This window comes from Vibrio hepatarius, assembly GCF_018860525.1.
Lineage (GTDB): Bacteria > Pseudomonadota > Gammaproteobacteria > Enterobacterales > Vibrionaceae > Vibrio > Vibrio hepatarius_B.
Window position 1 is genome coordinate 46,981 of sequence record NZ_JAHKPM010000065.1, and the last position, 21,107, is coordinate 68,087.

The 21,107-nt window shown below is 39.2% G+C and carries 21 protein-coding genes; 7 read left to right on the top strand and 14 right to left on the bottom strand.

All coding sequences use genetic code 11. The features are described 5' to 3' along the window. The first annotated feature begins 8 nt into the window (after positions 1 to 8). The 3 genes from KO511_RS19370 (at position 9) to queC (ending at position 2,022) form a co-directional block, all read left to right on the top strand. Complete coding sequence (locus KO511_RS19370; protein WP_215989033.1) at positions 9 to 485, top strand: GNAT family N-acetyltransferase; 477 nt, start codon at positions 9 to 11, stop codon at positions 483 to 485. Positions 486 to 658: 173 nt separating this feature from the next. Continuing rightward, positions 659 to 1,327, top strand: a complete 669-nt coding sequence (gene queE / locus KO511_RS19375) for a 7-carboxy-7-deazaguanine synthase QueE (protein ID WP_252724456.1) — start codon at positions 659 to 661, stop codon at positions 1,325 to 1,327. 11 nt (positions 1,328 to 1,338) lie between these two features. Next, complete coding sequence (gene queC, locus KO511_RS19380) at positions 1,339 to 2,022, top strand: 7-cyano-7-deazaguanine synthase QueC (protein WP_215989034.1); 684 nt, start codon at positions 1,339 to 1,341, stop codon at positions 2,020 to 2,022. A gap of 57 nt (positions 2,023 to 2,079) precedes the next feature. Here queC and KO511_RS19385 read toward each other — a convergent pair whose 3' ends face one another. Next, the gene (locus KO511_RS19385) at positions 2,080 to 2,433 is read right to left on the bottom strand and encodes a DUF2750 domain-containing protein (protein WP_215989035.1); all 354 of its coding nucleotides are present in this window, start codon (positions 2,431 to 2,433) and stop codon (positions 2,080 to 2,082) included. 79 nt (positions 2,434 to 2,512) lie between these two features. After that, a complete protein-coding gene (locus KO511_RS19390; protein ID WP_215989036.1) occupies positions 2,513 to 3,706 on the bottom strand; it encodes a class I SAM-dependent methyltransferase in 1,194 nt (397 codons plus the stop codon). A 173-nt stretch (positions 3,707 to 3,879) separates the two neighbouring features. Between KO511_RS19390 and yccX the strand changes: the two genes are divergently transcribed. Continuing rightward, positions 3,880 to 4,152 carry an acylphosphatase gene (gene yccX, locus KO511_RS19395; RefSeq protein WP_215989037.1) on the top strand — a complete coding sequence of 91 codons (273 nt, stop codon included), beginning with the start codon at positions 3,880 to 3,882 and terminating at the stop codon, positions 4,150 to 4,152. Between the two features lie 4 nt (positions 4,153 to 4,156). Here the strand turns inward: yccX and KO511_RS19400 are convergent, their stop codons facing one another. From KO511_RS19400 to KO511_RS19425, 6 genes are all read right to left on the bottom strand, one after another. After that, positions 4,157 to 4,486 (bottom strand): TusE/DsrC/DsvC family sulfur relay protein, encoded by a 330-nt coding sequence (locus KO511_RS19400; RefSeq protein WP_215989038.1) that lies wholly within the window; start codon positions 4,484 to 4,486, stop codon positions 4,157 to 4,159. Between the two features lie 127 nt (positions 4,487 to 4,613). Continuing rightward, complete coding sequence (locus tag KO511_RS19405) at positions 4,614 to 5,282, bottom strand: Bax inhibitor-1 family protein (RefSeq protein WP_215989039.1); 669 nt, start codon at positions 5,280 to 5,282, stop codon at positions 4,614 to 4,616. Between the two features lie 198 nt (positions 5,283 to 5,480). Beyond that, positions 5,481 to 6,227, bottom strand: a complete 747-nt coding sequence (locus KO511_RS19410) for an amino acid ABC transporter ATP-binding protein (RefSeq protein ID WP_215989040.1) — start codon at positions 6,225 to 6,227, stop codon at positions 5,481 to 5,483. 21 nt (positions 6,228 to 6,248) lie between these two features. Beyond that, entirely contained in the window at positions 6,249 to 7,346 is a 1,098-nt protein-coding gene (locus KO511_RS19415) for an amino acid ABC transporter permease (RefSeq protein WP_215989041.1), read from the bottom strand. A 1-nt stretch (position 7,347) separates the two neighbouring features. Further along, complete coding sequence (locus tag KO511_RS19420) at positions 7,348 to 8,553, bottom strand: amino acid ABC transporter permease (RefSeq protein ID WP_215989042.1); 1,206 nt, start codon at positions 8,551 to 8,553, stop codon at positions 7,348 to 7,350. A gap of 67 nt (positions 8,554 to 8,620) precedes the next feature. Next, entirely contained in the window at positions 8,621 to 9,649 is a 1,029-nt protein-coding gene (locus tag KO511_RS19425) for an amino acid ABC transporter substrate-binding protein (protein ID WP_215989043.1), read from the bottom strand. 462 nt (positions 9,650 to 10,111) lie between these two features. Between KO511_RS19425 and KO511_RS19430 the strand changes: the two genes are divergently transcribed. Further along, the gene (locus KO511_RS19430) at positions 10,112 to 11,047 is read left to right on the top strand and encodes a precorrin-2 dehydrogenase/sirohydrochlorin ferrochelatase family protein (protein ID WP_215989044.1); all 936 of its coding nucleotides are present in this window, start codon (positions 10,112 to 10,114) and stop codon (positions 11,045 to 11,047) included. Positions 11,048 to 11,099: 52 nt separating this feature from the next. Here KO511_RS19430 and KO511_RS19435 read toward each other — a convergent pair whose 3' ends face one another. Together KO511_RS19435 and KO511_RS19440 are read right to left on the bottom strand one after the other, a co-directional pair. Next, positions 11,100 to 11,585 (bottom strand): YajQ family cyclic di-GMP-binding protein, encoded by a 486-nt coding sequence (locus tag KO511_RS19435; protein WP_215989045.1) that lies wholly within the window; start codon positions 11,583 to 11,585, stop codon positions 11,100 to 11,102. A gap of 19 nt (positions 11,586 to 11,604) precedes the next feature. Continuing rightward, the gene (locus KO511_RS19440; protein WP_215989046.1) at positions 11,605 to 12,657 is read right to left on the bottom strand and encodes a 3-deoxy-7-phosphoheptulonate synthase; all 1,053 of its coding nucleotides are present in this window, start codon (positions 12,655 to 12,657) and stop codon (positions 11,605 to 11,607) included. A gap of 224 nt (positions 12,658 to 12,881) precedes the next feature. On the opposite strand from KO511_RS19440, the gene KO511_RS19445 reads away from it, so the two are divergent. Further along, on the top strand, positions 12,882 to 13,361 hold the full coding sequence (locus KO511_RS19445) for a PaaI family thioesterase (RefSeq protein WP_215989047.1): 480 nt from the start codon (positions 12,882 to 12,884) through the stop codon (positions 13,359 to 13,361). Here the strand turns inward: KO511_RS19445 and KO511_RS19450 are convergent. Further along, the gene (locus KO511_RS19450) at positions 13,330 to 14,715 is read right to left on the bottom strand and encodes a hypothetical protein (RefSeq protein WP_215989048.1); all 1,386 of its coding nucleotides are present in this window, start codon (positions 14,713 to 14,715) and stop codon (positions 13,330 to 13,332) included. The genes KO511_RS19445 and KO511_RS19450 overlap by 32 nt on opposite strands. An 89-nt stretch (positions 14,716 to 14,804) precedes the next feature. On the opposite strand from KO511_RS19450, the gene KO511_RS19455 reads away from it, so the two are divergent. Further along, positions 14,805 to 15,641 (top strand): CvfB family protein, encoded by an 837-nt coding sequence (locus KO511_RS19455; RefSeq protein WP_215989049.1) that lies wholly within the window; start codon positions 14,805 to 14,807, stop codon positions 15,639 to 15,641. A 46-nt stretch (positions 15,642 to 15,687) separates the two neighbouring features. Here KO511_RS19455 and rsmF read toward each other — a convergent pair whose 3' ends face one another. The 3 genes from rsmF to KO511_RS19470 form a co-directional block, all read right to left on the bottom strand. Next, on the bottom strand, positions 15,688 to 17,112 hold the full coding sequence (gene rsmF, locus KO511_RS19460; protein ID WP_215989050.1) for a 16S rRNA (cytosine(1407)-C(5))-methyltransferase RsmF: 1,425 nt from the start codon (positions 17,110 to 17,112) through the stop codon (positions 15,688 to 15,690). An 81-nt stretch (positions 17,113 to 17,193) separates the two neighbouring features. Beyond that, positions 17,194 to 19,827 (bottom strand): MlaD family protein, encoded by a 2,634-nt coding sequence (locus KO511_RS19465; protein ID WP_215989051.1) that lies wholly within the window; start codon positions 19,825 to 19,827, stop codon positions 17,194 to 17,196. Beyond that, positions 19,820 to 21,091, bottom strand: a complete 1,272-nt coding sequence (locus KO511_RS19470; protein ID WP_215989052.1) for a paraquat-inducible protein A — start codon at positions 21,089 to 21,091, stop codon at positions 19,820 to 19,822. Before KO511_RS19470 ends, KO511_RS19465 begins: the two co-directional genes overlap by 8 nt. Positions 21,092 to 21,107: the final 16 nt, after the last annotated feature.

Consider the following 21,107-nt stretch of genomic DNA (forward strand, 5'->3'; position numbering starts at 1 on the left):
GGTTTACTATGAAAAATGTTATAACTAGAGTCGCGCATAGCAATGATTTGGAACAACTCAATGAGTTAATGTTCAAGCTTCATGATGAGCATCACCTCAAATGTCCAGACCACTTTAAAACAGCCCAAGAAATCGAGCAGGATAAAAGTATTGCTAGATACATCAATGCCCCCGATTGTTTTGTATTAGTTGCTTGTGTTGATAGTAATATCGTTGGCTTTATTACAGCCCATTTTTGTGAGTTAATATCGAGCGTAAGTAAACCAGTTCAAATGGGAAGTGTGGATGAACTTTATGTAACACTTAAAGCGAGAAAATTTGGCGTCGCTACACAGTTATATCGAGATGTTGAGAAACGTTTTAATGAATATGGGGTAAAGCAAGTTTTCGTTGAGGTATGGGATTTTAATCAAGCTGCACTACAATTATACCAAGACTTAGGTTTTGTACATCATATTCATTGGTTGCGTAAACCTATAATTTAACTTCACATTTTTAATGTATTATCTTTTAAACCTTGCCATATATCCGTTTACTCAATAAGCAGAACACGAAAATATTGTGAACGATCTATTTCTGATTTAGTTGACCTTCGTGTTGCAGTCATTTAAGGTCTCGGTCCGGCATTAGACAGATGATGATTTAGGCTGAGATTAAGTTGTACAAAATTAACGAAATGTTTGAAACCATACAGGGTGAGGGGGTTTTCACTGGTATCCCCTCGGTGTTTATTCGTCTTCAGGAGTGTGCTGTAGGCTGCTCTTGGTGTGATACAAAGCATACTTGGGATGCTACGCCTCAAGATGAACGTTCTCTTAAAGAGATTTTGACGAAAACCCAAGATTTGCCAACGTGGTGTAGTGCTTCATGCGTTGACATAATCGAACAATATCACCAAGTAGGTTATCAAGCTCGTCATATTGTAATAACAGGTGGGGAGCCATGTATTTATGATTTACGACCACTGACAGAGGCGTTTGAATCAATTGGTTGCCAATGCCAAATTGAAACCAGTGGTACATCTCCTATTTTAGCGAGTGAAAACACCTGGGTGACAGTGTCACCTAAGGTGGCAATGAAGGGGAAGTTACCGATTTTGGATAGTGCTCTACTGCGTGCGAATGAAGTTAAACATCCAGTTGGTACGATGAAAGATATTGAACAACTGGATGAATTGATAAAGCGAGCCGACATTGCGCATACTACAGTCATCGCTCTTCAGCCAATTAGCCAGAAACCTCGAGCAACTGAGCTCTGTATTAGCACATGTATCGAGCGTAACTGGCGACTTTCAATTCAATCCCATAAATATTTGAACATTGCTTAAAGGTCATAAGAATGAAAAAAGCTGTAGTCGTATTCAGTGGAGGGCAAGATTCAACTACTTGCTTAGTTCAAGCACTCAATGAATTTGATGAAGTTCATGCGATTACTTTCGATTATGGACAAAGGCATAGCTTAGAAATCGAAGTTGCTCAAAGCTTGGCTAAGGAGTTAGGGGTAGCGGCCCACAAAATTATGGATGTCGGTCTACTCAATGAACTTGCAATCAGTTCTTTAACTCGCGATGACATCTCAGTTTCACACGAAATCCAGGATAATGGTCTGCCGAATTCCTTTGTCCCTGGCCGTAATATTCTGTTTTTAACCCTTGCTGGTATCTACGCTTACCAAATTGGCGCAAAAACCATTATTACAGGAGTGTGCGAAACGGACTTTTCAGGATACCCTGATTGTCGTGATAACTTCGTTAAAGCAATAAATACGGCTCTTGTACTGGGAATGGACCTTCAACTTGAAATCTCAACACCTTTAATGTGGCTAAATAAAGCGGAAACTTGGGCCCTTTCTGACCAGTGCCAAGCTTTAGCCCTTATTAAAGAGAAAACTCTAACTTGTTACAATGGTGTTATTGGTGATGGCTGTGGAGATTGTCCTGCATGTGAACTCAGAAATGCAGGGTTAAAAGATTACCTCAATCACCGTGAAGCTGTCATGGCATCTTTGATGAACAAACAATAATAGTTAAATATAAATATGCCCTCATAATGTCTCAGAGGGCATATAAACAGTCTTCAATTAATCCAGATACATTTTAGCTAACTCCGCAGGCTCTATTTCTTTTCCTTCGAGTTGTGAGTTCCAGTTCGTACCCACTAAAACACCATCTTCCGATAATGTTAGCAGCCAGTCTTCGACAAAAATATCGAGTGGGATCTCCAAAACTTCAAAATCCGCCCACTCTTCCACATTATGTGCTTGTGCGTCTTCTTTAGAAGACCAAAAAGGCATAACTTCGCTACTCTCAAACTCAGTAGAGTCACAAGATAGCCAACCCTCGTCATTACGTAGCCCCCACACTAAATTGTTTTGTTTAGTGTCCGCTACAAAAAGCTCTAGGTTAGCTTGAATGTCAGAAGTTAAGTTGCTCATCGCGTTTTTCTCTTCATGGTAATTATGGAATAGGGTAGCACTCTTATCGTGAAAGCTAAATAAAAAACCAGATATTCTATTAGAGGACTTTGCAAGCAAATCCTTTTAGATAAAAACCTTCAGGATAGGCTGTATCAGTTGGGTGATCGGCTGATTGTTCAAAACGCTCCACAAATTTAACTTGACGTCCTGCATCGAGTGCTGCATCAGCAATAATCTTCTGAAATAAAGCTTGCTCCATTAAGCCAGAACATGAATAAGTGAGCAGTACGCCACCTGGCTTAATGATCTGCATAGCCAACATGTTTATGTCTTTGTAGCCACGACAAGCACCATTTAATTGCGCTTTATTTTCAGCAAATTTTGGTGGATCCATGATAACAACATCAAATTTCGTCCTTTGGTCACGATATTCACGAAGTAATTTAAATACGTCAGCATTCAAAAAAACAGCTCGCTTTTTGGAAAGGTCAAATTGATTAAGTTCTGCATTGTACTTTGCGATTTCAAGTGCCGGTTGGGATACGTCGGCATTGATTACACGTTTTGCACCACCTTTTAATGCATATAAGCCGAAACCGCCGGTATAAGAAAAACAGTTTAAGACTTCTTTGTCTTTACAATATTTTATTGCCTGATTGCGGCTATCACGCTGATCGAGATAAAATCCAGTTTTATGGCCACTCACAATATCGACACTAATTTTTACATCATTCTCTTCTATTACTAGCGATGGTGGTGGTGCTTCACCGTACAAAACACCTGTACGTTCAGTCAGTCCTTCTTTCTTTCTCACAGACACATCAGAGCGTTCATAAACATTGTGACTGGGGAAGACTGTTAAAAGAGCATTAGTGAGTGTTTCTTTTTGGTATTCTGCTCCTGCACTTAGCAGTTGGCACACCAAGTAGTTTTGATATTTATCGATTGTTATACCGGGTAAGCCATCAGACTCTGCAGCTACTAGACGGAAGCCTGTAAGACCATCGCGCTCAATAATTTCTTGTCGTAAGAGTAGCGCTTGTTCGATCCGTTTTACAAAAAACGTTAAGTCGATATCTTGTTTATCGAAGCTCCAAATTCTCGCACGGATTTGTGAGTGTGGAGAGTAGGCGGCTTTTGCTAGCCAAGTACCATCGTGAGTAAATACATCTATGGTTTCGCCTAATGACGGTTCACCTTCTATTTTTTTAATACCACGAGAGAAAATCCAAGGGTGTCTTCGTTTTAGAGACTTTTCACGGCCTTTCTCAAGATAAATAGCTGGGGTCATTATATTGCTCACTCGAATATCAAAGGTCGGCTATTGTCGTGGAAGTCTATGAGAAAATCAAACAAAACCAAAAGTTAGGATCTTTATATGAACTTTGGTGTTGGTGCCGTTATACATTTGCTTAATGTATTCATTTTATGTATAAAAATTGAAGTCATAATGTGGAAAACAATATGGATGCACAGTGTGAAAAATTTACCATCAGTGGGGTTGTTCAAGGTGTCGGGTTTCGCTACTACACGTCCCATGAAGGGACGAAACTTGGATTAACTGGCTATGCGAAAAACCTCAAAAATGGGGATGTTGAAGTGATCGTTTGTGGCCGAAGTCAGCAGATAGCTGAAATGGAGAAATGGCTGCAAGTCGGCCCTAAGACATCTTTAGTTAGTTCGGTAAAGTCAGAGCCTGTACCTTATGTATCATTTACGGACTTTGAAATTTCATAGCTACCTAAAGACACTTTGCTGGTTTTGGTAAACCTGCTAGTTTGGTGGCTTGTTTGGCAGGGCCTTGTTTGAATAACTTAAATAAATACTTGCTGTTTCCTTTCTCTGGTCCATGAGCTTTTCCTATCGCTTTAACCAGCATTCTTACCGCAGGTGATGTGTTGAATTCTTCATAAAAACTACGAACAAAATGAATAACTTCTAAATGATCTTCAGTAAGTTCTATATTTTCTTGTTCTGCTAGCAGTGAAATCATACCTTCCTCCCACTGAGTATGATCTAGAAGGTACCCCTGTGCATCAGTTAGGATAGTTTTGCCTTTATACTCAAACATATGCATATTATCTTAAATTAGTATGACGAATAGGGTACTTAGCTTGGTTGAACATCGCAATACATACGACAATAAAAAGCCCAGAAGAATGACCTTCTGGGCTACATCTAAAAAATAAGTCTATGAATTAGTCATCATTCATAATACCTAAAATCGTAAGCAGGCTAGTAAACAAGTTGAGGATGTTTAGGTACATTGAAATGGTGGCACTAACATAGTTAGTTTCTTCACCTCGTACAATGCGACTTGTGTCGTACAGTATGAATCCTGAGAATACAAGTGCTGACATGCTGCTGATTGCTAATTGACCAATTGTAGAACCTACAAAAATATTGATGATAGCAGCGACAATGACAATAATCAGTCCCGCAATTAAGAAGCTACGCATGAAAGAGAAATCTTTCTTAGTGCTGATTGTATAGGCAGATAAACCAAGAAATACCATGCCCGTTAATCCAAGAGCTTGAGCAATAATGGACGGACCATTTGTGATTGAAGCATAATGGGTTAACATCGGCCCTAAAGCCCCACCCATTAGTGTTGTAAAGACAAAAGTCCATACTATGCCCATCGAAGAGTTGATACTTTTGGGTAAAGCGAAGAAAAGAATACCTATGGCAGCAATTTGCATTACTAGGGCCATCATAGGTGAAATACCCATAGCCATTGTCGCTAGTGCAGCGATAGCACTAGTGACTAGTGTCATAGATAGAAGAAAGTAGGTGTTCTTAAGTGTTTTGTTGATCTCAAGTGCATTAGGTGCACTTGTAGAACGTGTAAACATAGGGCTGTTCATAATATTCCTCGTAAGGTTTATGTTTATAGCTATATTTATGGGGGCTAGCTATGAAAAAATCAAGCCTTAATGCTATATGTACCTGTATCTATCGTAAATGAATAGCAAAATAATGTATCAATAAAGTTGTAACATAATATAACAAAATTTATACAGACATGATGCAGAGTCAGTGTTTACAATTTTATATATAAAAAATTAATGACTTAAAATCTGAGCAAGGAAGTTTTGTGTTCTATCTGATTGAGGGTTTTCGAAGAAATCGACAGGGTTGTTTTCCTCAATAATCTCACCAGCATCCATAAATATGACACGATCTGCTACTTCTTTCGCAAACCCCATTTCATGAGTTACGCACAGCATCGTCATTCCTTCGTCAGCCAGCTCTACCATCACATCGAGAACTTCTCGAACCATCTCTGGATCTAATGCGGATGTGGGTTCATCAAAAAGCATAACTTGAGGGCTCATACATAAGGATCGAGCAATCGCTACTCGTTGTTGTTGTCCGCCTGACAATTGCCCCGGAAATTTCTCGGCTTGGTCAGGGATTTTTACTCGCTCTAGGTACTTCATCGCGATGTCTTTAGCCTCATCTTTGGGGAGTTTTTTCACCCAGATAGGGGCTAGTGTACAATTTTCTAATACAGTGAGGTGTGGGAATAGATTGAAGTGCTGGAAACACATACCGACTTCTTTTCGGACTGCCTCTATATTCTTTAGGTCTTCAGTAAGTTCTTTTCCCGATACAATTATCTGACCTTTTTGATGCTCTTCAAGTCTATTAATACAACGGATCATGGTCGATTTACCAGAACCTGAAGGACCACATATCACGATTCTCTCACTTTTTTTAACACAAAGATTAATATTTTTCAGTACATGAAACTCGCCGTACCATTTGTTCATATCTTTAATCTCAATCATCAACTCTTGCTGTGTCATAACATGTCCTTGAGCTTTAATTTATCGTTTATGGCCAGTGTGAAGTTTGTTCTCGAGCCATATGGAGTATCGAGACATTCCAAAACAAAATACCCAGAATACCAACGCAACGAATACGTAACTTTCAGTAGCAAACCCCAACCATTTTGGATCAGTGTTTGCCGCTTGTCCTATACCCAATACGTCAAACATTCCGATAATGAGAACTAAACTAGTATCTTTGAAAAGGCCAATAAATGTGTTTACGATAGAAGGAATGGTAATCTTTAGTGCTTGGGGTAACACTACCAAGCCCATTTTTTTCCAATAACTTAGTCCTAGAGCATCAGCGGCTTCGTATTGGCCTTTTGAAATGGCTTGTAAGCCCCCTCTGATAACTTCAGCCATATATGCTGCGCTGAACATTATTACACCTATTAGCGCACGAATAAGTTTATCAGTATCAGAACCTTGGGCGAGGAAGAGTGGTAACATCACGGATGCCATGAAGAGAACTGTGATAAGAGGGACCCCACGCCAAATCTCTATGTAAACGGTACAAATACTCCGAATGATTGGCATCTCTGAACGACGTCCAAGTGCCAATGCAACACCAATTGGAAGCGATACTACAATTCCGACTAGAGCAATGATTAAAGTGACGAGAAGCCCTCCCCACTTGTGAGTATCAACCACTTCAAGGCCAAACACACCACCATAGAGAAGGGCTGCAATGATGAAGGGGTAGATGCTAACAAAAAACAAGCATATCCAAATGCGTTTTGGTGTTTTCTCATAGGCTAGTAGTGCTGTAAATATTGCCAATGTAAAATAAAATATACGAGGGCGCCACAGTTCTTCTTGCGGATAAAAACCGAACATGAACTGTTCCCAACGCACACTGATAAAGACCCAACAAGCCCCTTCTCGTGAACAGTCTTCTTTTGTTGTTCCGATCCAATCAGCTTGTAGAATTGCCCAATCAAATATATTCCAAATGAGCGATATAGCTAAATAAGCCAAAATAAGCGTAACAACCGAATTAATAGGACTGCTAAACAAATTTTTTCGCAACCATCCTACAAAACCAATGGTATTAGCAGGTGGCGGTAAATCTGGTTGAAATTGATGTATATTCATTTCATCTCTCCACCAAAGCAACTTTGCGGTTATAGATATTCATAAGGGCAGAGGTCATTAAACTCAGTGATAGATATACGGCCATCGTCATGGCAATAATTTCTATAGCTTGCCCTGTTTGGTTAAGAGTTGTTCCAGCAAATACTGAGACTAAATCTGGATAGCCGATCGCCATAGCTAAAGATGAGTTTTTGGTTAAGTTGAGATATTGGCTTGTGAGCGGTGGAATAATTATTCTTAATGCCTGTGGAACGACAACAAGTTTTAATGTCCTAGATCGTGGTAGGCCAAGAGACATTGCCGCTTCTGTTTGGCCATGGCTTACAGCATTAATACCAGAACGCACAATCTCTGCGATGAATGAGGCAGTGTATATACTCAAAGCAAGTAAGAGTGCTGCTAACTCTGGGATAATACTAATACCACCTTGGAAGTTAAACCCCTGCAACTTAGGATATTCTGCTGAAATTGGCGACCCCATTGCGAAATAAACTACCAGAGGAAATACAAGTACTAAGCTAAATGTAATTCTCCCCATTGGTGTTTGTTGTCCAGTTAAACGCTGCTTGTTTTGGGCCCAAACATTAATGAAAATAGTAGTCATTATTCCTAGCGCAAGGCACAAACCAACCACAAAGGCACCATTTTCGAACACCGGTGAAGGGAAGTATAAACCACGTACATTTAAAAAAACTGCTTCACCAAGGCTTAGGCTTTGTCTTGCTGAAGGTAAAACTTGAAGAACAGCAAAATACCAAAAAAATATTTGTAAAAGCAAAGGAACATTTCGAAATATCTCAATGTAAACGGCGGCTAACCTACTAACCAACCAGTTTGAAGATAAACGAGCTATACCTACAACAAAGCCTATTAATGTCGCTAAAATAATGCCTAAAACTGAAACCAATGCTGTATTCAAAAAGCCTACAACAAAAGTTCGGCCGTAAGAAAATGTTTCGTTATATTCAATCAGTGATAAACCAATACCAAACCCAGCTTCTTGAGTAAGAAAGCCAAAACCAGTGGCGATTCCTCGAGCTTCAAGATTAGTTAGGGCATTGTTGACAATGGTGTAAAAGAAAAAAACCAACGCTAGGATAGCGATGATCTGAAACACGACTGACCTAAACGTAGGGTTATAGAAAAGGCTAGTTCTCGAGTCGTGTCTGGGCTGCATATTCGGTTCAGTAGTATTATTGGGTTTCATACCGCTATAACCTCAGATCCTTGATTATAAAAAGGGCGGGAAAACCGCCCATTTATATTTTAGCCTGTTAACGAATTGGTGGGGCATACATAAAACCGCCATCACTCCAAAGCGCATTAACACCACGAGATATTTGAAGTGGAGAACCACTACCTACGGTACGTTCGAAGCTTTCTCCGTAATTGCCTACCTGTTTAATTATTTGATAACCCCAGTCATCGCGTATACCTAAGCCTTTACCTTTTGGACCTTCAATACCTAAGATTCTCTTCACATTTGGGTCTTTAGACTTTAGCATCGCTTCAGCATTCTTAGAGGAAACGCCATACTCTTCAGCGTTTACCATTGCTGCTAATGTCCATTTACCAATATTGAACCATTGGTCATCTCCTTGGCGAACCACGGGGCCAAGAGGTTCTTTAGAGATAATCTCTGGTAATACAACAGCGGAAGCTGGATCTTGCAGGTTTAGACGCAAGGCATAAAGCCCTGATTGGTCTGTAGTCAAAACATCACAACGTCCTGCGTCAAAACCTTTTGAAGTTTGAGCTGCCGTGTCAAAAACCACAGGCTTGTACGACATACCACTATTCCTGAAGTAATCAGCTAAATTGAGCTCTGTGGTAGTACCGGACTGTACACAGACTGATGCGCCGTTAAGTTCTTTGGCGCTTTTTAGTCCAAGATCTTTTTTAACCATGAAACCTTGACCGTCGTAATAGTTTACTCCGACAAAATTCAAACCAAGCGCTGTATCTCGATGTAGTGTCCATGTTGTGTTGCGTGACAATACATCAATTTCACCAGACTGAAGTGCAGTAAAGCGTTCTTTCGCTGTTAAGGGGACAAATTTAACTTTAGCTTTGTCACCAAGTACGGCTGCAGCTAGAGCTTGGCAATATTCAACGTCAATACCTTCCCATTCGCCTTTAGAGTTCGGGTTAGAAAACCCTGGTAAACCTGTACTGACACCACAAGTGAGGAAACCCTGCTTAGTCACTTTTTCTAAGGTGCTATCTGCTGCAGATACGCCTGTAGACATCAGAGCAGCCGAAGCCGCTACAAATGAAGCTATAAATGTGAGTTTGTTTGCCATTTGAATCCTTCCTGTATGATTCGTGTTAAGTTAGGTGTTACCTATTGCAACGAATGAAAAAGCGTTGTATATCAATATTTATTGGTCAATTACTCAAAAAATTGACTTGTATATAAATCAAACATTTATAAGAATAGGAAAATATCGTTAAATTCTCAAATATATCATTTATCAAAGGTTATTTTGTGAACCAAGTATCAATGAGTACTCTAACAATGATTGATGATTAATCACTTCAGGGTAGTGTTAGACTTCACATTAATGATTCAATGGAGAACTATACCCGCAAAGTCTAGTTATATAGCAAGAAAATTTGCTGATCTCTTGGCTTGCAAAGGATAATGTTGTTATTAGCAGGTTGTATAGTCGTAAGTTTTGCAGCTATTAATCCAAGCTGTATTTTTGTATCACACTTTTGATAGTATCTTGTGTAATAGTTAGTAAGTTTGCTTAAGGATAGAAATGCAATATTTTCCACTGTTCATGAACCTTAGAGATCGACCAGTTTTGGTCGTTGGCGGAGGAGAGGTCGCTTGTCGTAAAGTTGATAGCTTAGTCCGAGCAGGAGCAAGAGTTTCTATTGTTTCACCTCAAATAACTTCCTTCTTACAAAATTTAGTTGAGTCTAATGAATGCGATTGGATTCAAAATTTTTACTCTAAGGAATTACTTAATAGTAAATATTTACAGGTTTGGGCGACAACAGATAATCCAGAGTTGAATCATCGAGTTTATGATGATGCTAAATCTATGGGAACACTAGTAAATGTAGTCGATGACCAGCCCTATTGTGATTTTATTACTCCTTCAATGATAACTCGTGGCAGAATTCAGATTGCTATATCAAGTGGGGGAGCTTCTCCTGTACTTGTCCGTAACATTAGAGAGCAGCTAGAGGCGAGCTTGGCATTCAATCTATCCATGTTAGCGGACTTCGGCTTATCCAAACGAAGTGATATTAAACAGCATCTACCTTCTGTGGGTGAACGTCGTAAGTTTTGGGAGAGGTTTTTTAGTAGCCCTAGAGTCAGTAATGCAACTGAGCGCTCTCAGCTAGAAAGCGAATACTCTAAGGCATTTTCACAGGGTATTATTGAAGACTGCCACATAACTTGGATTGATTTCGGTCCTGATGTAGAGTTGCTGCCGATAAAAGCACTCAGATTAATGCAACAAGCCGAGTTGATTTTATTTGATTCAAAGTGCCCTTATGAGTTTATCGATATCACTCGAAGAGATTCAGAAAGGCAAGAGTACGTTAATGATACTGATCTTTCAGACAAGCTTGCCAAAGCAAGAGAAAAGAATTTACGCGTCATTGTACTTGTTTCGTCAACTACTACAAAATATAACTTATTGATAAATAGTGACTTGCATATCCGTTTGGGAACCGTTTGACATGAAAACTCCAAGCTCTAGGTAGAGGGCTTGGAGTTTATCTAGATAGACTTTAGTCGCGGAAATTTTCGTATTGAAAAGGTTGGCCCAATTCAGCATTTCGAATCATCGTAATTGTAGCTTGTAGGTCATCTCTCTTTTTACCTACTACTCTCACTTTCTCACCTTGAATTGATGCTTGAACCTTAAGTTTCGCATCTTTAATCGCTTTAACGACTTTTTTAGCAGTAGGGGTATCGATACCTTGCTTAAATATAACTATTTGTTGCCATTTCCTGCCTGATGCTTCTTCGTCTTTTGCTTCCATTGCATTAACATCAACACCTCTTTTAGTAAGATGTGAGCGCAAAATATCTCGCATTTGTTTTAGTTGAAAATCACCTTCTGCATTAAGCTTTACCGACTCATCTTTTAGCATTTCAAATGAGGCTTCAACGCCACGAAAATCAAAACGAGTTGTTAACTCACGAGAAGCGTTGTCTACCGAATTACGAAGCTCAACAGTATCAATTTCAGATACAATATCAAAAGATGGCATTGATCATTTCCTCTATTATTTAAACGCGTGATTTTACTGCATTAGATAGCAAATCTAACATCATAACCGTATCTTCCCAACTAAGGCATGGGTCGGTAATGGACTGACCATAGACTAAATTATTAATGTCATGCATAGGTTGATTACCTTCAATAATAAAGCTTTCTGCCATAATACCAGCAACCTGATTTTTTCCAGATATGATTTGTTCACAAATATCCTGCGCTACATCCAATTGTTTTTTATGTTCTTTTAGACAATTTGCATGACTAAAGTCGACAACAAGTCGCTCAGGAAGAGCGAAATTTGCCAATTGTTGACATGCAGAGTCCACTGACTCGCTGTCATAGTTTGGTCCTTTGTCACCACCTCGAAGAATGACGTGGCCGTACGGATTTCCACTTGTGCGGTATACTGTCATACGCCCATTTTTATCGGGTGAGTAAAAATAATGTGAGGCTTGAGACGCACGAGTAGCATCAATAGCAATTTTTACATTTCCATTGGTAGCATTTTTAAAACCAACTGGGCAAGATAAAGCTGATGCCATTTCTCTGTGGATCTGAGACTCTGTGGTACGGGCACCAATTGCCCCCCAAGAAATGAGATCAGCAATATACTGACCTGTAATCATATCTAGAAATTCAGTTGCAGTAGCTAGACCAAGTTTGTTTATGTCCAGTAATAGTTTACGTGCCTTGTTTAAACCGGTCTCTAGAGCGTATGAGCCATCAAGGTTTGGGTCAGTAATTAAGCCTTTCCAACCTACTACTGTGCGTGGCTTTTCAAAATATGTACGCATAACGATGAACAATTCATCCTGGTACTTTGCCTTAATACTAACTAAACGCTTTGCGTAGTCGAGAGCAGCCTGTGTATCATGTACAGAACAAGGTCCTACAATAACTAACAAGCGTTTATCTTCACCAATTAGCATTTTTTCGACTTGACGACGGGATTCAGCGACATGCTGTGCAACATCTTCAGTTATTGGGTGGGCACTCCCAAGTTCTGCGGGTGTTGGCATTGGCCCTAGCGGTTGAGTTCTTAATTCATCGGTTTTAATTGGCATAAAAGCGCCTGTTGTATTTATCGCGAGTCGGTAAAGATAGCGGAAACATCACGACTAATAAACCTCTAGCATAATATTCTTGATGTTATTCTAATTTAAAATTCCTAATACAGTTGTTATTTATTTTTATATCATGGTTTGTAAGTTATAAGTTCTAATAAATCATTGACATTAGCTTTAATTCATTATCAACTAAGAGTATGCAACCAGATGTCGGACCAGTTATGATTTCATCTCTTTCCAAGGCTAATATGTATTTGAAACTCTTCGGATTTTTTAAAGTTCCGCTCATTTGGTTATGCAGGCCGAAAATTTTGCGATTGGATGAACAGATTGTAGAAATTAAAATACCACTAAAAAGGAAAACTAAGAATCATCTAAACAGTATGTACTTTGGTGTTTTAGCCATAGGGGCAGATGTTGCGGGTGGTTTTATGGCGATGAACAAAGCAAAATCAAGGGGACACACTGTCTCTTTGGCGTTTAAAGCGGTTGATGGAACGTTTCATAAAAGGCCTGAAAGTGATGTGCATTTTTCATGTCACGATGGTGAGTTAATCGATGCTATGTTGGATGAAACTATCGCGACAGGGCAGAGAGTCAATAAGCAAGTAAAGATTACTGCTACTTGTCCCACATTACACGGAAATGAACCGATGGCTGAATTTCTACTTACTCTGTCGCTAAAGAAAGTGGCTGCGTAGGTGTGTCGAGATCAACTTGCTCAATTGCGACAATCTTGTTTCTGTTCAGAACAATTTTCCAGCGGTAGTAGATGGGTTCACCGCTGTGATTAAATTCTTTGGCAATTAAATTAACTAAATGCCGTTTTTCGACCGCCTCTTGACTTACTTGGTTGTTATTTAATGTGTAAACTTTATTTGAACCTTTATCCATCAATCGCATTAGAGGACGCATACTAAGCATCATAGATTCTCGGGTTTCTTCATAGCCACTCATAAATTTTGAGGTTGACATCTCTGTTTCACAGCGGTAATGAAGCACTTGCTCTTCTCTTTGCACGACACGTTTTTTTCTAATCATTTGTATTCGGTCAGGAAGTTTTTGTAAGCTTTTGTAATCCAGCCACTCTAGTTTTTGTCCTACGGCTTTATTTGTAGTGGGGTCAAGGTAATACTTTCTCCACTTAGGGCGTCCCTTACGAATCCATCGCCACATAACATCTCGAAGATCATCTTTGAAAATTTCACGTAGTGCATAAACAAAAGACATCCAAATAATAAATGAGACGGTGATTTCTCCCCAATAATCACGGGCAAGAATGGCTGTAATGGTGACAAACACCATGACAAAGCCAGTCGATGAACCTTTAACCACGCGTTTCATATTTTTTCCAAGAGACTGGGTTTTCGCTTTTAGAACTACAGGGTGTTCTATCAATCGACGTAGTAACCGCATTTTGTTACTCAATCTTGTTACATCGTCACGTACACTTTTAGAGTTATAGTTATTTAACTTGCGATGTGCGGCTTCTTTCTCCACAATTGCAAGTAATCTTTCTTTGATTGTCTTATATTCATTATCTCTCGGCATATGAGCGACTAATGACATGAACCTTTGTCCCGTATACCAAGAAAGATAGTTGTCGATATTGGCATAGTAACGTTTTAAGCTTTCTTCATATGGAATGCCTCGCCTGAGTTTTTTTAAAATATCCAGTGCAAGTTCAATGACTTCATCAACTTCTTCACCAGTAATGATATCACTGTTATGTTTGTTTAATTCATTGACGGCTTTATCTAAAGCAATAACATATTGATACGCGAACAAGCTGATACTTACACGGTATTGAGTTGATGAAAGTCTACCACGCTTAGCTAAGCGACTGTGTACCAAAGGAAGAAGTGTTTTATCACTGAAATAAGCACGCTCTTGTACTATTGATTCATAATAAATTTCAGTTTCTTTTAGTACGTTTGGGGTAAGACCGAGTTCACCTGGGACAAAAAAATAGAGGTCAAGGTCTGACTTTTTTGATGAAGCCATTGAATGTGAAATCTTAAGTGTGATGCCGTCCTGCTTATCAACGGTGATCAAAGAATACTCCTGAAAAAATTCTTTTTATCTGGCGAAAGCATAACAGAGTTTCGGTATAATAACCTAAAATTTAGTAAGAGACCGTTGAAATGATTAAAGTTGGACAGATAAACCACTTGGAGATAGTTAAGAAAGCCGATTTCGGAATATTCCTTGACGCAGGTGATTATGGCTCAAGCTTATTGCCAAATAGATTTGTTCCATCCGGTGCTGAAATTGGTCAATTCTTAGATGTATTTTTATATTTTGATTCTGACAATCAACTTGTTGCCACAACAGAAACTCCTATTGCTCAAGTAGGCGAATGGGGAGTGATGAAAATTGAAGGTGTCAATAGTATTGGAGCGTTTGCAGCTTGGGGAATAAAAGACAAAGATTTGCTTATTCCATTTAGTGAACAACGTACTCGCTTTACCGTGGGACAAGATGTTCTTGTCTATGTGTATACAGATAAGGCTTCGGGTCGCATTGTCGGTACAACAAAATTTAACAAATGGCTAGATAACACAACTCCTAAATATCAATGTAACCAACAAGTTGACTTGATTATTGCAGAGCGCAGTGATCTTGGTTTCAAAGCTATCATTGAAGGCCAACATTGGGGCATGATTTTTAAGTCGGATGTCTTTGGAAAGTTATTTATTGGAAAGAGGCTCAAAGGATACATTAAGGCTGTACGTGAGGACGGTAAAATTGACCTGACTTTACAAAAAGTAGGGGTGGCCAAAATGGACGATCTCAGCCAAAAAATTATTGATTTACTTGAAAAGAAAGGAGGATACATACCTTTAAATGATAAGTCTTCCCCAGAAAGTATTTTCTCTACTTTTAGAACCAGTAAAGGTACCTTCAAAAAAACAATCGGTGGATTGTATAAACAAGGTAAGATAACGATAGAAACGCAAGGAATTCGGCTTAACCCTTAACCGGGAATTTGTTTTATTGCCCACTAAAATCTAGTGGGCAATTGACTCAGAATAGATTTTTGTCTCTAACCAGCTCTCTTGGTAAACCGTTTTTTAAACGATTGCCAACCCACTTTCCTAGGCCTATCACATCATCACCAAGCTTAACAATCACTTCACCTTTTCCTGACTGATTTACTGGCCTAATATCTCTCCCCATAAACCATTCTCGAGCTTCAGCAATGGTGAGTTCGATGCAATTAAGTTCTTTCCCTGATGCAAGAGTAGTCGCAACTTGATGCTGCCAACGATAACCATTTTTGTGGGATTCTGCAATCTTGATCCCCATTCTGGAAAACCGAAATGACTCTAATAATGGCTCCAAAGCATTTGGGAATAGCCACACGTCGCTATCTCTGAGCCATACACATGATTTTTCTGGTAACTCAATATTCAAACTCGCATAAAGATTGCTAGCAATGTGATTTTGAACTTTATTAGTTGCTTTTTTATAAGGGAACTTTCCAAGGCGTTTATTAACCTCAGGTGCTTTCACTGTCCCCAGCTTTTTAAGCTTTGCAACAAAAAAACCTTCACAGTCAAATGTTTGTGGGAATACATGCAAGAACCCATGTTCTGTGATTGCTTTTTCTGCACCATCAAATAGTGAGTCTAGAGGCTCAAAATTGATTAAGCCTTGGTATTTATCTTTCAAATATAAACAAACTTGCTGATTTTCTTCAACACTTAAAGTGCAGGTTGAATAAACCATTACTCCACCTGGTTTAAGTGCATGAAAAGCACTATCAATAAGATCTTTTTGAGTCTCAGAAATAGTCAGTACAGTTTCTTTGCTCCAATTCTTCATTGCATCAGGATCTTTACGTACTGTTCCTTCACCAGTGCATGGTGCATCGATAAGTACAGCATCAAAGCATTCTGGAAGCCAGCCACCGAATACTCTTCCATCATAGTTACTTAGCGCTGTGTTCCGTATTCCACAGCGTTGTACGTTAGCATGAAGTGCTTTAACACGGCTGGATGAAAATTCATTCGCTACAATTACGCCATTATTATTCATTCGTGCCGCAATTTGAGATGTTTTGGAACCGGGTGCTGCTGCCATATCAAGAACAGTATCAAACTCATTGTACTGATTATCGAACAATGCCGACACTGGCATCATTGAACTTGCTTCTTGGATGTAAAATAAGCCACACATATGTTCAGCAGTATTACCAAGCGGTGTGACGGATTCATCAGCTTCAATCCAAAACCCCTCTTTACACCACGGGATAGGGGAAAGTTGCCAATTTTTTTCCGAAGCACGTCGAGTAAAATCACTAATAGAAATTTTAAGCGTGTTTATACGGATACTTTTACGAAGTGGCCGTTGGCAAGCGTTAATAAAACTAGAAATATCCAGTCCATTGGGCATGATTGCCTTCATTTCTTGCAGAAATTCTTCAGGCAAATAGACGTTTTGATGCAAAGTAATGTCTCGTGCACGTAAAGATGCAAGATTATAACGGATTAAAAGACAAAACGCAGTTTGAATACTGCGTTTTTAGCTCTATGGCTTAGGAATCGGTGTCCGCCACTTTTTCCACGTATTTTCGGGTGATGTATATAAAAAGAAAGATTGCTCTTGCTTTGCGATAGGTTGAAGTGGGACATTATCAGGAGTGGAAAAAGTAATCCCTCCCTTAATTATACTATCAATGGTACCTGCCTTAATATTAGCGCCTCCAAGCCCAATCGAAACATCAACACCTGAGGTATTCCAAAATACGCTGTTTGTTCTAATAAGATAGGCGTATTCAGGGTCGATAGAAATAGTTGATACTACGCGATCAGCAAGCTCACCAAGGCCGACCTTGATGACTCGTCCAACTTGCATTTCTCTAAACAGAACTGGTGTACCTATTGTTACTGAACCAAGAGTTTCGCTTTGTAATGTGAATGGGATACCATCTGTATCCGATTGTTGTTTATGTAAAATAAACTCGAAAGCAGCGTTTCCTTTACCAGGTTTTACATTAATTGCGGGTGCCCAAAAATTTTGTAAGTTTTTTACACCACTCAAACCTAATGTCGGCTGAGCTATCCAAAAGTAGCTACTTTCCTTAGCGAGTATATCTGCGTATTTAGGGAGCAGACGTAGCTCAATAGTGACTTTATCATGCTTAAAATCTGGAGTAACAGATATCGCTTCTCCAACTTTTATACCGTTGTACTTTACGCTCGTACCATTAGAGATGTGGTTCTCTCCTTTGGCGACTAATGTGATAGTCCGGCCATATTTTCTAGCGGTTTTGAAGTCTTTATATAATAGCCATTGTTCGCCACGCTTGTTTTCGACACCAGGTATCGAATCAAAGGCGATACTGCCTTGAATTAACGATTTTAAAGGGGCGGTTTTAACACTTATACCATTAAGACTTGCGTCTATATCAATACCAGAGTAATTCCAAAACACGGTTTCTTTATTCAACAAATGCTCATATTGTTTTTCTATAGTAGCCGTAATTACAACACCACTTTCAACTAGGTGAAAATCAGAAATGCGGCCTACTTTAAGGTTCTTATAAAGTAAAGGGCTGCCTTTACTTATGGCAGGTAACTGTTCAGCCAAAAGTGTGATGCTTTCTGAACCTGATATATTATATTGAGCTAACTCTGCCAGTGATTGATTGGGGTATAGAACATATTGACTTTGTCGAACACTTTCACCATCACTGACAAAACTAATGGATCCTGTTAGTAATTGTTTAGCTGGAGGGACACTGATATTAAGTCCTGACTGAGTCAGCTCTGCAGTTGCACTGCCAGTCACAAAAAAGCGATTTTCTGCTTTTATAAGGGGAGCATAAGTAGCATTGATGAGCAAATCAAAATGAACTTTATCCCCAGCTAAAGATACACTCGTCACTTCACCTACATTAATACCCTTATATAGAAGATTTGCACCCGCCTCAAGGCCAAATGAATTTTCAGCGATTAAAGTGACGACAATAGAGTTAGGTTGTTGCTTATTAAATTGCTCTTTTCTAATTGCTGTAAAATAGCGAGAACGTTCTCCTTTTCCTGCTACGAGAGTTAGGTAGTTACCTCTGATCAAATTAGTTATATTTTTAACCCCAGAAAGAGAAACTTTTGCTTCTTCAAGTATAAAATGACTTCCACTGGTTAGAATATCAGAAAATGCTGGTTCAATAGCCGCTAACGCGACTATCTCTTTTCGACCATTACTAAATTGTAAGTCACTGATTTGTCCAATTTTGATACCACGATACATTATTGGGGCACCAGAAGGGCTTATTTTATTGTTATCTGGAAGTGTGATTTTTATTGGGATTCCCCGACCTGCTGTTTGTAAGTCGGGGTACAACCTAAACCGACTATCATTGGATACTGGCTCTCCACCATCAGGAGAGTCAACAGCAATGGAACCGCCAATTAATGAACTAAGACTGTCTAACTTGAGCTCAACTCCATGAACCCCGATATTCGCACCCAAACCGCTAACATTCCAAAAACGGCTATCATCAGTGATAATATTTCTGTACTCGTCATGAATTGTCGCGTGAATAAGAACATTCTTTTCTGCTTTATCAAGTTGATAGCTATAAACTTCACCTATTGGGATTTTTCTGTAAACGATTTGTGAGCCTATCGAAATCCCATCAAGCTCTTCGGCCCTCAACGTGATATTTAAGCCATCAGGAGCTCGAATGTCTGAAGGAGGGCGCTCAAGAGCGGTGAATTTTGTTTCTGGTTTTGCTGGGGAATCGCTTGGTTGAATAGCAATATAATTACCCGATACAAGAGCATCAAGGCCAGATATACCGGAAAGGCTAGCTGTTGGTTTTACCATCCAAAATAAAGTTTTTTGGGAAAGAAGTTTTGTAGCTTCTGGGTATATATCAGCCTCAACATAAATACTAGTTAGGTCATCAGATAAATTGATATCACGGACTATGCCTACTTCAAGCCCGTGATAACGTATAGTTGTTCTGCCTGCAATTAACCCCTGTGCATCAGAGAAGTGTATTTGAATGCGTTCACCTGCATCTTCTATCGCTTTCAAAACTAACCAGCCTGTCAACACTAAAGCTAATATTGGAAGCAACCACAAAGGAGATATTCCTTTATTAGACTTTACTTCAGGTGAGTAAGAGGGTTGGTTTGAAGTTGAGTCAGCCATTTAATGTGTCTTCTCTTTGCTCTGTTTTGTATTCTACGGAATGGTCATCCCAAATAAGCCTAGGATCAATGCTTTCCGCTGCAAACATAGTTAGCAATACCACAAGGCCAAATGCGACAGCACCGAAACCAGGAGTAAAATCTAGTATTTGACCTCGGTCAATGACAGTCATCATGATACAAATGACAAACAAGTCCATCATTGACCAGCGTCCTATCCATTTTATAATAAAATATATGGTCATTCTTTGACGGCGAAACATTCTGCGTTTGAATTTGATTGAAAGCAACAAGTAGCTCAATCCTAGAATTTTAGCAACAGGGACGATGATACTGGCTATGAAAATAATCAGTGCAATACCCCACATATCACTCTTTAGCAGTGACACAACACCAGAAAAAATGGTGTCCTCGATACGCCGGCCATTGGTTATCAAAATTGATATTGGTACCAAGTTCGCTGGAAAAATAACGATAGTTGCCGCAACAATGTACGCCCAAGTTTTCTGTATCGAACGGGATTTACGACGAGAAATAGGTTGTTTACAGCGAACACATAAATTATTTGTAGGCTGAGAAAGATGACAATGAAGGCAATGAAGTTCTTTTTTATTAAAATGATAACTAAGCTCAGTTCTAAACTTTTCCCAATAACCGTGAACACTCACACGAGTCACTAGTAGGACGGTCATAAGCTGAAGTAATACGAATCCATACAAACCGATACCCATGTGGATATCTGAATAGTCTTGAAGTTTAAAACAAGAAATCGCAATGCTAACAAGAAAAACATCAATCATGACCCACACTTTTAAGTGTTTAATAGTGTAAAGAGCATATTTTAATATACGAATATTATTAAATTGTAGTGCTAAATGAGCGGCTACTACTGAAAAACATAGTAAAAATGGTGCAATAGAACTACAAAAAAGTATTAATAGTGATAGAAAAACAAAACCCTCATCATATAGGGTCAATATACCAGAAGGTAAGGTTGCTGGTATCATTACCCCAAATAAGCGTATGCTAATAAAGGCAAAAAAATGTGAAGGAACATATAGCAGTAAACACGCGATGGCAATGGCTAGATTACCAGAAAGAGAAGGGGATCCACCTCTATAAAGGTGTATGCCACAACGAGGACAATAGGCACTTTTTCCTTTTTCTAACAAGATAGAACTTATAGGAAGATCACAGCCGTGACACAAACGAGTATGTGGCATCGCTTGTGTTACATTCTTAGGCTCTGTGCAAGGAGAGATCATTCCCCAGACCTATAAT

Coding starts and splice junctions, on each gene's coding strand:
- KO511_RS19400 (WP_215989038.1), bottom strand. CDS start 4,486: ATGTTTGAGTATAAAGGCAAAACTATCCTAACTGATGCACAGGGGTAC.
- KO511_RS19410 (WP_215989040.1), bottom strand. CDS start 6,227: ATGACACAGCAAGAGTTGATGATTGAGATTAAAGATATGAACAAATGG.
- KO511_RS19455 (WP_215989049.1), top strand. CDS start 14,805: ATGATTAAAGTTGGACAGATAAACCACTTGGAGATAGTTAAGAAAGCC.
- queC (WP_215989034.1), top strand. CDS start 1,339: ATGAAAAAAGCTGTAGTCGTATTCAGTGGAGGGCAAGATTCAACTACT.
- KO511_RS19415 (WP_215989041.1), bottom strand. CDS start 7,346: ATGAATATACATCAATTTCAACCAGATTTACCGCCACCTGCTAATACC.
- yccX (WP_215989037.1), top strand. CDS start 3,880: ATGGATGCACAGTGTGAAAAATTTACCATCAGTGGGGTTGTTCAAGGT.
- KO511_RS19420 (WP_215989042.1), bottom strand. CDS start 8,553: ATGAAACCCAATAATACTACTGAACCGAATATGCAGCCCAGACACGAC.
- KO511_RS19440 (WP_215989046.1), bottom strand. CDS start 12,657: ATGCCAATTAAAACCGATGAATTAAGAACTCAACCGCTAGGGCCAATG.
- KO511_RS19425 (WP_215989043.1), bottom strand. CDS start 9,649: ATGGCAAACAAACTCACATTTATAGCTTCATTTGTAGCGGCTTCGGCT.
- KO511_RS19470 (WP_215989052.1), bottom strand. CDS start 21,091: ATGATCTCTCCTTGCACAGAGCCTAAGAATGTAACACAAGCGATGCCA.
- KO511_RS19445 (WP_215989047.1), top strand. CDS start 12,882: ATGATTTCATCTCTTTCCAAGGCTAATATGTATTTGAAACTCTTCGGA.
- KO511_RS19430 (WP_215989044.1), top strand. CDS start 10,112: ATGCAATATTTTCCACTGTTCATGAACCTTAGAGATCGACCAGTTTTG.
- KO511_RS19385 (WP_215989035.1), bottom strand. CDS start 2,433: ATGAGCAACTTAACTTCTGACATTCAAGCTAACCTAGAGCTTTTTGTA.
- KO511_RS19370 (WP_215989033.1), top strand. CDS start 9: ATGAAAAATGTTATAACTAGAGTCGCGCATAGCAATGATTTGGAACAA.
- KO511_RS19390 (WP_215989036.1), bottom strand. CDS start 3,706: ATGACCCCAGCTATTTATCTTGAGAAAGGCCGTGAAAAGTCTCTAAAA.
- KO511_RS19405 (WP_215989039.1), bottom strand. CDS start 5,282: ATGAACAGCCCTATGTTTACACGTTCTACAAGTGCACCTAATGCACTT.
- KO511_RS19465 (WP_215989051.1), bottom strand. CDS start 19,827: ATGGCTGACTCAACTTCAAACCAACCCTCTTACTCACCTGAAGTAAAG.
- KO511_RS19435 (WP_215989045.1), bottom strand. CDS start 11,585: ATGCCATCTTTTGATATTGTATCTGAAATTGATACTGTTGAGCTTCGT.